Below are 14,108 nucleotides of genomic sequence, written 5' to 3' on the forward strand. Positions count from 1 at the left end.
CTCAGAATCCGTGAACACGGGGAGGCTACACTCTTGCGCCAATGGATGCGGAAGACCTCCCGCACGTGCGGGAGGGAAGAACGCGGAGCGGGCCGGACCACGGAACGTGGTCGCATCATCAGGGCGGCGATTATCTGTCTCATCATCTCATGTGCGGTTCCCGCTCTCGCTCACGGACAGACGGGAACGCTTCGCGGAACGGTGCGGGACGACGAGTCGGGGGAACGGCTCTCGGGAGCAAACCTGCTTCTCGTCGGGACGACGATCGGGATCTCGACCGACCTCGACGGCGAGTACCGCATCGAGGACATCCCGGCGGGAACCTACGAGGTGAGGGTCTCGTTCATGGGCTACGAGACGAAGGTCATCTCCGGCGTGCGCGTCGGGACGGACGAGACGGAGAAGTTCAACGTCGACCTCGTGCCGGCCGAGGGCATGGCGAGCTTCCGTATCGACGACTTCGTGGTATCCGCCGAACGCGTTCTCTCCACGCAGGTCGCCATCATCACGGAGCGTATGCGGGCCATCACCATCGGAGACGGCATCAGTGCCGAGCAGATAGCGAAGTCGCCCGACGGTACGAGCAGCGACGTCCTCAAGCGTGTGACGGGGCTCTCGGTCGTCGACAACAAGTTCGTCTTCGTGCGCGGCGTCACCGACCGCTACAACGTCACGTGGCTCGACGGCGTGCCCGCGACGAGCACGGACACGAGTTCCGACCGCCGGAGCTTCACATTCGACGTCGTTCCCGCTTCGCTTCTCGCGAACACGGTCGTCGTGAAGACCGCGTCGCCGGACCTTCCCGGTGACTTCACGGGCGGCCTCGTCCAGCTCAACACGCGTGACATTCCTCAGGAAGCGCAGCTCTCCGTGTCGGCGTCGAACGGGTTCGGGGACGACCTCGCCGCGGGAACGACGATGCGCTCCCAGGGCAGCGACACGGACTGGCTCGGCATGGACGACGGCATCCGCGAGCTGCCCGACAGTCTCGAAGGACGCGAGCTCGCCAGGGCGCTTCCGAACACGTGGGGACTCGTTGAGGACAACGCGCCCGTCAACGGCTCCTATTCCCTCTCCTACGGCAACAGATTCGACATCGGCAGAGACGACGGGAGGAACGTCTTCGGCTTCCTCGTCGGCGGGAAGTACAGCTCGAGCTACAAGGAGTACGGCTACCTGAGACGTGTCGAGGACGCCGGGGGCGGCGGTCTACCGAGGGAGGAGGTCGAGGGCACGGCCTACGGGTACAAGGTGCTCTGGTCCGGCATGGCCAACGTGAGCTACCAGCCGAGCAGGAACCACCGTCTGACGGCGCGCGCCCTCTACGTGCAGACGGCGAAGGAGGACCTGAAGCAGGGCACCGGGCAGGTCAGCCACGACGCCTCGGGCAACGGAGAGAAGTACCAGATCGAGTGGGACGAACGGTCCCGGTTCGACCTGCAGGTCGGCGGAACACACCGTTTCGGTCGCACTGGAGGCGCCCGTGTCGAATGGAAGGCCTTCGGTTCGGAGTCGCGCGCCTACGAGCCGGACCGACGCTACGCGACATACGACGAGAACGCCAACGGCTACATGCTGCTCAAGGCCGACGAACGAACGTGGATCGACCTCATCGAGGACACGTCGGGCGGACGCGCCGACCTCACGTGGCCGGTGGGCGACGCCTCCATCAAGACGGGGGTCTTCGTCGAGCGGCGGAACCGCACCTACGAGGTCTCGGCCTTCTCGTCCGACCCCGCGCAGATCGACCTCTGGGACCCGGACAACTGGTGGATCACGGCCACACCGATCGACTCCATCTTCGTCGATGACAACTTCCAGGAAGGCAAGCTCGGCTTCATCGAGAGGGACCGGTACTCCGGCGAGTACGAGGGCTGGCACGACATGGACGCGTGGTACGGGATGCTCGATCTTCCGTTCACGATCGACAAGTACGACTTCCGCGTGTCCGGGGGACTGAGGATCGAGTCGTCGAACCAGACCGTCGATTCATATCCGGCGACCGGCGACACTATCCGGTCGGTCATCAACGAGACGGACCTGCTGCCGTCTATCAACTTCACGTACATGCCGACCGAGTGGATGAACCTCCGGCTTGCGTACTTCCGGTCGGTCAACAGGCCGGAGCTCCGCGAGATGGCGCCCGTCGTCTATCACGACCACAGCGCCGGCCAGAACTACCAGGGCAGCGCGAACCTCGACCGCGCGGTCATCCAGAACTACGACGTCCGCCTGGAGGCGTTCCCGCAGGACGACGAGGTACTGGCCGTCAGCTACTTCTACAAGGACATCGAGAACGCGATCGAGGACAGTCTCCATCCCGACACCTCGTACAGGAACATCCGGCGCCCGTTCAACTCGGACAAAGGCCACAACCAGGGCTTCGAAGTCGAGGTCAGGAAGGACCTCGGCTTCCTTGCCGAGTTCCTGCGCGGGCTCTCAGTGACGGCCAACTACACGTTCGTCGATTCGGAGATCGAGTACATCCAGTCCAAGACCGACAGCACGGGCCAGATCATCCGGACGAGGAAGACACGCCCTCTCGTCGGGCAGTCGCCGTGGACCGTCAACGTCGGTCTTCTCTACACGATCGAGCGGTGGGGCACAACGCTCAACGTGCTCTACAACAAGTTCGGTGAGCGCCTGATGGCGGTCACCCTGAATGAAGGCGCGAACGTCTACGAGGCTGAACGCGAGGTGCTCGACGTCGCCGTCACACAGGAGCTCTGGGACTTCATGGAGCTCAAGCTCGCAGCCAGGAACCTGACCGGCTCGGACGTCGTCGAGACGCAGGGCGAGGCCCGGACCGATCATCTGGTCGACGAGCGGAACCCGGAGTACTCGGTCTCGCTCGGCTTGAAGTGGTGAATCCGTGACGGCTGCCCCCCCCCTCACCGGGGGGCGGGGCAGCGGGATGAGCAGTCCGTGGGCGGAACGGCACGCGAAGGGAGGTTGCAGCAGACCCACGGGAGCACGGTTCGGGCCCGACAGCGGGTCCGAGGTTGTGGGAGAAACAGCTGACTACTCAAGGAGGAGCAACATGTCGAGAGTTCTGGCAAGCATCCTGGCGGGTTGTCTGATCCTCGCCGTCGCGAGCGCTGCCGGTGCCGGCATTCCGGACCCGGACCAGTCGAGCATCGCCGCCTCGACGGGCGGCCTGACGACCTGCCCGCTCGGCGACGGCCCCGCGTTCCAGTACGTGACCGTCACCGCGCTGCGGTCGGACTCGACGCCGATCCAGGGGATCGACTCGAGCAATTTCTTCTTCAGTGCGACGGGCGGCAGCGTGACCATCACGGCCGTCGACTCGCAGACCGACGTCAACGGCCGGATCCGGTTCGAGGTCGTCAGTGATGAGTCCATCACGTTCGGCAACTCGGTCACCATCGACTGCAGCATCTACACGATCGCCCTGTCCAGCTCGGTCGACGTCGACTGCAACTCGTTCGACATCGACGGCAGCGGCAGCGTCGGTCTCGCCGATCTCGCCTTCTTCGCGGGCGACTACGGCACGAGTGCCGGAAGAAGCGACTTCGACTGGAACGGCACGGTGGGTCTCGCCGACCTGGCGTTCTTCGCGACACACTACGGTCACTAGAGAACGGGCGTTTGGTCGACTGCTAGGCAAACAGGGAGGAGCACTCAATGAAGTCGTTCATCAAGACGTCGATCCTGCTTCTGCTGGCTCTGGGCATCGCTGTCTCGGCCCAGGCGCAGGACGCCGTGAAGGTCCTGGGACCCGGCTACCCGGGCCACGAGCTCGAGACGTACCTGCAGGAGTGGCACCGCACGCTCGACGCCGATACCACGTACGTCCTGTCCGGTTTCTACTTCGTCGACTCGACCTACAGCCTGACGATTCCCGCCGGCACGACGGTTCTGTGTGCCCCGGGTTCGGGTCTCATCGTCGCCCGCGGCGCCCAGATATTCGCTACCGGCACGGCGAGCGACCCGGTCGTCTTTGCGCCGACGGACCCTCCGGGCGAGCGCCAGCGCGGCGAGTGGGCCGGCGTCATCATCCTCGGTGAGGCGCCCGTGAACCAGCCGAACCCGTTCATCGAGGGTCTCGAGGGCGGCCCCGGCTACTTCGGCGGCACGGACCCCAACGACGACTCGGGCGATTTCTACTACGTCCGCATCGAGTACCCCGGCTACCGCATCGAGGAGGGCAACGAGGTCAACTCCCTCACCTGCGGCGGCGTCGGTGACGGCACGGAGATCCATCACGTGCAGGTCAGCTACGGGTTCGACGACGCCTACGAGTTCTTCGGCGGCACGGTCAATCCGCACCACCTTGTCGCGCTGGCCAACATCGACGACATGTTTGACACGGACTTCGGCTACAGCGGCGAAATCCAGTGGGGCTTCGTCGTCCGCGACCCGCTCGAGTTCGATGTCGAGGGCACGTCGAACGGTTGGGAGTCGGACAACGAGGGTTCGGCGCTCGATCCGCCGTCCACTCCGCGTACGGCCCCGGTCTTCTCGAACATCACGCTGATCGGACCCGAGCGCGACGACACGATCGTCCTGCCGCCGACGCACACGTTCGGCTACAGCGGCGTGCTCCGTCGCTGCTCGCAGAACAAGATCTTCAACTCGGTCGTCATGGGCTTCCCCTTCGGCCTGAGCGTCCGCGACGCGTGCACGCACACCGATGCCGTGAACGACGTCGTCGAGTTCGCGCACACGAGTCTCCAGGCCAGCGTGGTCAAGGACGCCGGCACGGTCCACCAGACCTCGAGGTGGGACGGCACGGTGACCCCTCCGGGCGTCGACAGCTGGATCCTCACTGAGCCCGGCTACAACGCTGCCTGGAACTCCCCGCGCAACCCGAGCTCGATCGGTCTGACGGACATGAGCGATCTCAACAACCCCAACCCGATCCCGGCCGTCGGTTCCGAGCTCATCGGCACGGCGAACTTCACTGACCCCGCGCTCGCCGGCTTCGACGTCGTCACCTACCGCGGCGCCTTCGATCCCACCAAGACGATGGCGACCGAGTGGACGGCGGGCTGGACGAACTTCGATCCGCAGAACACGGTCTACTGGGGCACGACGGACGTCGCCGAGACGATCACCCGTCCCGTCAGCCTCTCGCAGAACTACCCGAACCCCTTCAACCCGGTCACGAAGATCGCCTACAGCGTTCGCCAGGCCGGTAACGTGACCATCACGGTCCACGACGCGGCCGGTCGCGTGGTCCGCACCCTCCTCGCTGACGACGTCGCCGCCGGCGACGGCGTGGTGACGTGGGACGGCACCAACGACAGCGGCAGCCCGTGCGCCAGCGGCGTCTACTTCTACAGCATCGAGACGCCCGAGTACTCTGAGACCCACAAGATGGTCATGCTGAAGTAGTTCGGCGTCGGATGTCCCCTCCCGGGGGACAACCGCGCAGCAGCACGAAGCGGGGGCCTCCTGAGGAGGCCCCCGCTTTCCTTGGTCATCGCCCGCATCCAACGCTCGACGCAGGGCCGCTCAGACTGCGATCTTCTTCGGTCTCCTCCCCTGTGCCATCTCCCACCTTGACATGTGGTTTCTCATGCCTTCTGATGTTCCTTACGTACGAACCGAGCCGGAGGACACATCCACGGAGGCATTCGATGAAGCGGACGCTGCCACTGCTGCTGGCGCTCTTTCTTGTTCCTCTCGGAGCGCACGCCGGGTTCCATGTCGACTACGAACGGGGCGTCGTATGGTCCGGATACAACGACGTGGGGATACCGGGAGACGTGGGAACCCGGTTCTCGCTCGTCGACGATCTCGACACCGAGTCGGACGGCTACTTCAGGCTCCGCGTCTCGTACACGTTCTCGGGAAAGCACACTCTCTCGGGGCTCTACGCGCCGCTGTCCCTCAGGGCCAACGGCTCGGTCGAGGACCCGCTGGTCTTTGAGGAGGTGACGTTCCCGGGCGGAACCGAACTCGATGCGACCTACACATTCAACTCCTACCGGCTGACCTACCGATACGAGTTCGAGCCGCGCGGTCGACTCGAGTACGGTCTCGGATTCACGGCCAAGATCCGGGACGCCGTCGTGCGCGTCGAGGGCGGCGGGCTCGAATCCGAGAAGTCGAACGTGGGCTTCGTGCCGCTCGTGAACTTCCGGGCGCGCTGGGCCTTCTCCGAGAGGGTCGCCCTGCTCCTTCACGGTGACGCGCTGGCCGCCCCGCAGGGAAGGGCCGAGGACGTCCTGCTGGCGCTCACCTACCGTCCCCGTGAGATGGTCGAGCTGCGGCTGGGCTATCGGGTCGTCGAGGGCGGGGCCGACAACGACGAGGTCTACAACTTCGCTTGGCTGAACTACGCCCTGCTGGCGCTGTCCGTCTCCTTCTAGGAAGCCGCCGGGCGACGGCGTCGCGCGCACGCCGGGCGCTAAGGCGCCTCGCTCTCTGCCTCCCCAAGCATGGAGCGCATGCGTCTCCGAAGGCCGGACGTGATCCTGTCCCTGGCAGCGTCGCCCTCCCCCTCGCTCTCGAGTTCCTCGGGACGCACGATCTTGCCGAAGGTGACCCGCACGGGGTGCGCGCCGGGAAGCGTCTGACCGGGTGGCCAGGCCTCGTACGTCCCCCGGATGATGACCGGCACCACCGGGACCGGGTGTGTATCGAGGAGCATGCCGATGCCCCGTTTGAACTCCTTGAGGCGGCCGGCCCGCGAGCGGCCTCCCTCGGGGAACCAGACCAGGGCGTGTCCCCTGCCGAGGACCGCAGCCCCGAGCGCAAGGCTGGAGACGGCGGCCCTGTAGGGGTCTATCGGCACGGTCTTGGCGAGACGGCTTACGTATCGCTTGACCGGGTTGCTGAACCCCGCCTGAACCCAGGCGCTCCAGTAGACGTCCCTGAGTCGGTCGGCGCCCATCGCCGCTCCCAGCACGAACGGGTCGAGGAAACTCACGTGGTTCGGCGTGATGAGGTACGGCGGCTCGTCGGGCAGGTTCTCGAGTCCCTCGACCTCCAGGCGGTAGACCAGACGACTGACGCCCCGGACGAAGCCGACGAGCCCGCGGGCCATCGCCGCCTCGAACCGGTCGTGGCGCTCGAGCGAGGCAAGCTGGGCTTCGTTCAGGAGCTCTTCCGGCTCCTCGAATGGGTCTCTGCCCTCCTCGCCGATCTCGCCCTCCGCCCGTTCTTGGACGGTCTCCAGGAGGTCCCTGATCGTCTCGACCCGGGAGATCGTGTCCTCCCCGATCACGACGCCCGCTCGCTGTGAGAGCTCCATCGTCAGACTGAGCCATTCCAGCGAGTCGATGCCCAGGTCGTGCCGGGGACTGGTATCGGGCGTGATCGGGACGTCACGGTAGGACTCCGCGAACCAGTCCCACACCTCGCGCGCGGCCTCGTTCTCGAGAAGCCGCCGGTCGTCGTCGCCCATCTCCTCGAGCGGAAGCGGCCCCGCTGCCGTCTCCTCCCCGGACGCCGCCTCGTCGTAGCGGCCCGGCAGGAGATGCCTGCGGAGCTTCCCCAGCCGCGTGCGCTCGAGCGAGCGCCGGGTAACGGCGTACTCGTTGATGCGCTTGTAGGAGGGAAGCTCCCGCGAGACCCGGTCGACCGCGCGTCGGACGGCCTCCTCCGGGGTCTCGTCCTCTGCGATACCGGCCAGCGCGGGCACGACGACGCCGAAGAGCCGTCCATCGCGCTCGAAGACGCCCAGTTCACTGACTGCGTCGCTCGCAGCGTACGCGTCCTCGACCTCCTCGGGCCAGACGTTCTCCCCTCCCTCGGTCACGATGAGGTTTGAGACACGCCCCGAGAGGAAGAGGTACCCTTCGCCGTCGAACCGCCCGAGATCTCCCGTGCGAAACCAGCCGTCCGAGGTGAACGACGAGTCCGTCTCCTCCTCGTCGTCGAGATATCCGGCGAAGACGTTCGGCCCTCTGGCCAGTACCTCCCCGAGTCCGTTCCCGGCTCCCTCGGCCTCCTCGTCGAGCTCGAGCTCGACGCGGTCGATGGCGCGGCCGACGCTGCCGATCCGGGCCCGGCCCGGCGGGTTGAGCGTCAGGATCGGCGAGGTCTCGGTCAGCCCGTACCCGATGGCGACCCGCCACCCCATCGCCTCGAGCCTCCACGCGATCTCCGGCCGGAGCGGCGCCCCGCCGGACGCCACGACGTCGAGCCCGCGTCCGAACTCCGCGTGGATCGGACCGAGAAGCGTCTTCCCCATTCGAAGCCCGAGCGCACGCCGTGTAGCGTACGAGAGCCCGAAGGCGCCTCGGAACCAAGCCGTCGCGAGCATCCCGCGCGACGACACCCGCGCTTCGATGCCGTCGAGAAGCGCTTCGTAGAGCCGCGGCACGCCGATGACGACGGTGACCTCGCCGTCACGGAGCGCGCGGACAAGGTCGGGACCCGTCAGGGAGTTCGGCAGCAGTATCGGCATGCCCAACGCCAGAGGAAGCAGCACCGAGACAACGAAGGGGTAGACGTGGTGGAGCGGAAGCGGCAGGAGCATTCTGTCGTCCGGACCGACGAGCTCGGACGCGACGAGCGTGTCGATCTGATGCGTGATGTTCGCGTGCGTCAGTGGAACGCCCTTGACCGTACCGGTCGTCCCCGACGTGAAGAAAAGGGCCGCCTCGTCCGACGGCTCGGCCTTGACGGGTTCGGCGTCCGCCCCGACGATGCCGTCGAGGCCTGGGTCTTCGTCCAGAACCACGAGCTCGAGGCTCGAAACGGCCTCCCTGAGCGTCGAGGCGCGCTCCGCCGTCGTGAACACGAGTCCGACCCCAGCCGCCTCCAGACCGCGCACGAGAGGTGAACCAGTCAGCTGGACGTCGACCGGGACGATCGAGGCACCGCTCCCGATCACGCCGAGTACCGAGACGATGGCCTCGAAGGAGGGCTCCGAGGAGACCGCCACGCGGTCGCCGCGACCCAGTCCTCGTGTTGCGAGGCCCGCGGCCACCCGTGCGGCAGCTCTGCCGAGCTCCGCGTACGTGAAGGTACGGACCTCGTCGCCACCGAACGCCACGACGGCCTGCGCGTCTCCGCGCCGCTCCAGGCCGGCGACGAGTTCACGGAGCGTCTCCATCGCAAACCTCCTTCGGACTACGGACCCAGGAACGCGATCGCGACGGGCGGCACCTCGACCCGTTCGTCGTGGATCTCCACGTCCGGATCGGACGTCAGGAGCAGGCGCCGGGGACGGTCCGCCGCGAGAGGGACCGTCTGCGGTGTCTCTCCGAAGTTCACGATGACCGACACCGTCCCCCGCTCCACGACGAACCACTGCTTCGTGTCCACGAAACGCGTCGCGACGTCGCCCATTCTGCCGTCGGACAGGTCGTCGCTGCTCTTTCTCAACCGGATAAGCTCGCGGTACCACTCGAGCATGGAGCGGTGGGGCTCCTTGTCCACCTCGTCCCACGCGAGCCTCGAGCGGCGGAAGGTCTCCTCGTCCTGCGGATCGGGCACGTCGTCGGGGTCCCATCCGAACGACGCGAACTCCTCCCGCCGTCCCTTTCTGACGCGCTCTGCCGTCCTCTCGTCCCGGTAGCTCGTGAAGTACTGGAACGGAGAGCTCGCGGACCACTCCTCCCCCTGGAAGACGAGCGGCACGAACGGAGAGGCGAACAGAAGCCCGGCCCCGACCTTCTGGCGACGCTCCCCGGCAATGTGCGCTATGCGCTCTCCACGCGCGCGGTTGCCGATCTGGTCGTGGTTCTGAAGGAACGCGACGAACCGGTGTCCGCTGATGCCGGCCGGCCTGCGGCCGAAGCTCCGCCTTCTGTACCGGGAGAAGCGGTTGTCGTAGATGAACGACTGACGGAAGGACCTGGCGAGGTCGTCGAGTCCCTCGTAGTCCACGTAGTAGCCGTCACGCTCTCCTGTCAGGAGGACGTGCAGGATGTGATGGAAATCGCCGCTCCACTGAGCGTCGACTCCGTATCCGCCGGTCTCTCTCGGCTGAACGAGCCGCGGGTCATTGAGGTCGCTCTCGCCGATGACGAAGTGGTGGCGTCCCTCCCGGGCCGAGAGCGTCTCGACCTCGCTCGCAAGCTGCTCCATGATGTGCACGGCGGAGGTGTCGACCAGCGCATGCACCCCGTCGACGCGGAGCCCGTCGATGTGATAGTCCCGGAGCCACGCGAGCGCGCTGTCCACGATGAAACGCCTGACCTCGTCGCTCCACGGCTCGACCAGGTTCACGGCCGGGCCCCACGGTGTGGAGTAATCCCTCGAGAAGTACGGCCCGAACTCGCCCAGGTAGTTCCCTTCCGGGCCGAAGTGGTTGTAGACGACGTCGAGAATGACGCCGAGACCGCGCTCGTGGCAGGCGTCGACGAGCCGTTTGAGCGCCTCCGGGCCGCCGTACGCATGGTGCGGCGCGTAGACGTCGACCCCGTCGTAGCCCCACCCTCTCGGTCCGGCGAACTCGTTCACCGGCATTATGTCGATGTGCGTGACCCCGAGGTCGACGAGGTGGTCGAGCCGGCCGATGGTCGAATCGAAGGTCCCCTCTTCCGTGAACGTCCCGACATGGAGCTCGTAGATGATCGCCGACGCGAGAGGCCTCGACTGCCAGTCTCTGTCGGTCCACGGGAAGCCGTCGTGATCGACCACTCTGGACGGACCGTGCACACCATCAGGCTGCCACGGGGATCGCGGGTCCGGGCGCGGCTCGCCGCCGTCGACCCGGAAGACGTAGTCGGTGCCCGGAGCGGCGTCCGCAGTGGCTCGCCACCACCCGCGTCCCGACGGCGACATCGGAACCCACCGACCTCCGATCCCGAGCTCCACCTTCCCCGCGAACGGCACCCACACAGTGAACGTCCTCACTGGTCACACCTCCGTAACGTGAGCAGAGCGACGGGGAAGTCAGCCAGCAGGTCCTCGACACGAACCGTCCCTTCGAAAGCGGCGCCGGTGAAGACGTCCTCGTAGCGGCCGGGGGGCAGCGCGACCGTCGTCCCCCGCCAGTCGCCCGAGAACCCCGCGAGATGCCTGGGGACGACCGTCACGACCGAAGCTGCCGGCGCGGCGCCGTCCCCCATCCGCGACCGCCTCTCGAAGGCGACAACGTGCCTCGCCTTCGGACCGCCGACCGCGAGGGCGATGTGCTCCGAGCCCGGCCCGAACGCGGACGGACAATCGCGCCGCGCCGTGAGCGCCGCCCTGACGGCCCGCGCCTTCGAGACGCCGGGGGCGTCGCGGGCGAGAGCGCGCAACCACTCCGATGTACCTCTCTCCGCTCCCGCGTCGTTCGGCTCTGGATAGCCGGCCCGTTCGACAGCGCGGCGGACGGGGACGAAGTCGACCGGTCGCCGGTTGTCCGGGTCGACCAGCGCCCGGTACCAGACCTCGTCGCCGCGGTAGATCTGAGGGGGCCCCGCCGCCGTCATCTGAACAAGCGTCCGCGAGACCGACGCAGCCTTCGAGACGGCGTCGAGCGGGAGAAGGAAACGCTCCAGCTCCTCGATGAACGCGCCGTCGCCGAGGATGCCCTCGACGAAGCGGTCGAGCGCGCGGTCGTAATCATCGTCCCGCCTCGTCCAGGCGGTCTTCCGCTTGGCCTCGTGCGCGGCCTTCTGCGCGAACGCCCTGAGCCTCTCGACATCGACGGGCCACGCGCCGACGAGCGTCTGGTAGATGAGATACTCGTCGTTCCGGTCCGGCATCCCGTCGGTCCTGTGAGGCTCGTTGCGACGCGACCATCGCCGGACCGACTCGCCCCACGCTGTCGGGACCCCCGCGAGGAGCGCGATCCTCGCCCTGACGTCGGCGCTCCGCTTCGTATCGTGCGTGGTCACGACGGAGAGGGTGTGCGGCCGCGCTGCTACCAGGTCGCTACACCACGCGTGAAATGCATCCGTCGACTCCGAGAAGCGGCCCGGGTCGCCTCCCACCTCGTTGAGACAGGTCAGACGGTTGTAGCAGTAGAAGGCGGTGTCCTCGACGCCCTTGGCCATCACCGGTCCGGTGAGCTGCTGGAAGCGGGCCACGGCGTCCCGGTCGTTCGGGTCCCGGTAGCGCAGCAGAAAGAGGTCGCGGAGAAAGACCCAGACGTCTCGAGGCAATCCCGGACGAAGCTGTGCGGCGCGTCCGAGGGCATCATCGAGGACGGCGGCATCCTCTCGCGTGGCCGTGCCCTCGTCCGGACGGACGTACGCCCGGTAGACGGGAAACGACGCGACGAGCGCCCGAAGCGCCTCCGAGAGGAACGACGCGTTCGCCGGACCGCCGTGAGCATCGGCCGCCGTGACGACCATGTCCGTCAGCCTGCCGAGCTCCGACGCGAAGAGCCTGTCGAGCACGAGGAGCTTCTTCTCGAGCTCGAGCTCAGGATACGCGCCCGCTGAGCCCGTGAACTCCTCGTAGAGCCGCGAGAGGTCCGCCTCTCCCTCCTCATCGACGAAGAGGCGCTCGATATGCGTCAGGACGTCGTAGCCGGTGGTTCCCTCCACCGGCCAGTCGGCGCGGAGTCGTTCGTCTCCGGTGAGCACCTTCTCCACGACGATCCACGCATCCGGAGCGCGTGCCCGAAGGCGCTCGAAGTACCCGACCGGATCCCTGAGTCCGTCGACGTGGTCGATGCGCAGTCCGTCGATGAGTCCCTCGTCAAGGAGTTCGAACACGAGGCCGTGGAGGGCCTCGAAGACGTCCGCCTCCTCGACGCGCATGCCGACGAGGCCGGACACGTTCGCGAAGCGGCGGTAGTTGAGGTCGACCACGCCCCTCCGCCAGTCGGCCAGGACGTAGTGCTGCCGTGACAGGAGCTCCATCATCGCGCTCCGCTCCCGCGCCCCGGCCCCGGGTTCGATCCCGCCGGGAGCGGTCCCCTCGGCTACCGGAAACCGGAACGAGCCCGAGACGACGACGGGGCCGTCACCCGCGTCCTCGAGCAGCACCTCGCCACGCTCGAGGGCTCGGTCGAGGGGCCGCCCGAGGAACGGCAGAAGCACCTTCCCGTCGAGGTCGGTCTGCGGAGGATGCCAGTCGATGTCGAAGTAGTGCGCGTACGGGCTCTCCTCACCACGTTCGAGGACGCTCCACCACCACGGGTTCTCGTGCCATGCCGCCATATGGTTCGGGACGATGTCGAGAAGCACGCGGAGTCCGCTTCCCCGAAGCTCTCTGCAGAGCGCCTCGAAGCCGCTCCGGCCCCCGAGCTCAGCTCGCACGCGGGTCGGGTCGACGACGTCGTAGCCGTGCGGGCTCCCGCTCCGCGCCTCGAAGATGGGCGAGCAATGGACGTGGCTCACGCCGAGCCGTGAGATGTGGTCGGCGAGCCCGGCGGCGTCCGAGAAGGTGAAGGACGGCGTGAGCTGAAGACGGTACGTGGCGCGTCGTTCGGACATGAAGCTCTCCTGCTCGATGCTCTCCGAAGCCCCCGCCCGACCGGAGGAAGCCGCGGCGACGTGAGGAACAGCGTATGGTCGCTGTCAGGGACGGCCGGCGACTCCTAGATCATCGTCTCAGTAAAGCAGAGCGTCATTCAACTGTCCAGCCGGGGAAGGCGGCGACGCGCGGCTCCCCTTCGCCCGACGGCCGCAGGGTGGTATGCTCTGTCGTAGACCGCGGGGGGCTTCCGGCACCGGTGTTCACCAGCACGAGGGAAGACAAAGGAGCGCACAGGGAGGAACGGCCATGTCAGTCAAAGGAACGTCCGAACCGACGATGCGAAGAAGGGGTTCAGCGGGCAGAGCCGTCGCCGTGCTCGCGGTCGCGGCTCTGCTCACCGGGTGCGGGGCGACCGACGCCGGGGAGCCCGACGTCGACACGGCGGGGCTGGTCGAGGCCAACACCTCGTTCGCGCTCTCGCTCTACGGGCGCGTTGCGGAACAGTCAGACGCGGCGGCGAACGTGTTCATGTCCCCGCTCAGCGTCTCGACCGCGCTCGCCATGACCTACGCCGGGGCGCGCGGCACGACGGCTGAGGAGATGGCCGGGGTCCTCGGCTTCCCTGAGGGCAGCCCGCCGGTGATCCTCGCCGGCCTTGGGGAACTCGACCGGCGTCTGAGCGCACAGGCCGAGACGTCGGGGTATCTGCTGAGCCAGGCCAACAGCCTCTGGGGCCAGGAGGACTACACGTTTCTCCCCGAGTTCCTGTCGCTCGTCTCCGAAGACTTCGGCGCCGGCTTCAACACCGTCGACTTCGTGCGCGACAC

General features: G+C 67.1%; 8 protein-coding genes. 5 read left to right on the forward strand and 3 right to left on the reverse strand.

Features of this window, described 5'->3' with window-relative positions:
• The first annotated feature begins 33 nt into the window (after positions 1-33).
• From GF405_01130 to GF405_01145, 4 genes are all read left to right on the forward strand, one after another.
• Positions 34-2,868 carry an outer membrane beta-barrel protein gene (locus tag GF405_01130; protein MBD3366759.1) on the forward strand — a complete coding sequence of 945 codons (2,835 nt, stop codon included), beginning with the start codon at positions 34-36 and terminating at the stop codon, positions 2,866-2,868.
• A 172-nt stretch (positions 2,869-3,040) separates the two neighbouring features.
• Positions 3,041-3,598: a hypothetical protein gene (locus GF405_01135; protein ID MBD3366760.1), complete on the forward strand. Its 558-nt coding sequence runs from the start codon at positions 3,041-3,043 to the stop codon at positions 3,596-3,598.
• 47 nt (positions 3,599-3,645) lie between these two features.
• Positions 3,646-5,358, forward strand: a complete 1,713-nt coding sequence (locus tag GF405_01140) for a T9SS type A sorting domain-containing protein (protein ID MBD3366761.1) — start codon at positions 3,646-3,648, stop codon at positions 5,356-5,358.
• Positions 5,359-5,603: 245 nt separating this feature from the next.
• Entirely contained in the window at positions 5,604-6,338 is a 735-nt protein-coding gene (locus tag GF405_01145; protein ID MBD3366762.1) for a hypothetical protein, read from the forward strand.
• Positions 6,339-6,376: 38 nt separating this feature from the next.
• Here GF405_01145 and GF405_01150 read toward each other — a convergent pair whose 3' ends face one another.
• From GF405_01150 to treY, 3 genes are read right to left on the reverse strand one after another with little or no spacing between them, the layout of a single operon-like run.
• A complete protein-coding gene (locus GF405_01150) occupies positions 6,377-9,031 on the reverse strand; it encodes an AMP-binding protein (GenBank protein ID MBD3366763.1) in 2,655 nt (884 codons plus the stop codon).
• 17 nt (positions 9,032-9,048) lie between these two features.
• Positions 9,049-10,779: a malto-oligosyltrehalose trehalohydrolase gene (gene treZ, locus GF405_01155; protein MBD3366764.1), complete on the reverse strand. Its 1,731-nt coding sequence runs from the start codon at positions 10,777-10,779 to the stop codon at positions 9,049-9,051.
• Positions 10,776-13,298 carry a malto-oligosyltrehalose synthase gene (gene treY, locus GF405_01160; GenBank protein MBD3366765.1) on the reverse strand — a complete coding sequence of 841 codons (2,523 nt, stop codon included), beginning with the start codon at positions 13,296-13,298 and terminating at the stop codon, positions 10,776-10,778. The genes treZ and treY overlap by 4 nt, the downstream gene beginning before the upstream one ends.
• Before the next feature lie 202 nt (positions 13,299-13,500).
• On the opposite strand from treY, the gene GF405_01165 reads away from it, so the two are divergent.
• Positions 13,501-14,108 (forward strand): hypothetical protein (locus GF405_01165; GenBank protein ID MBD3366766.1); only part of this gene is annotated, 608 nt, incomplete at its 3' end.

The sequence above is a fragment of the Candidatus Effluviviaceae Genus V sp. genome (assembly GCA_014728125.1).
GTDB lineage: Bacteria > Joyebacterota > Joyebacteria > Joyebacterales > Joyebacteraceae > WJMD01.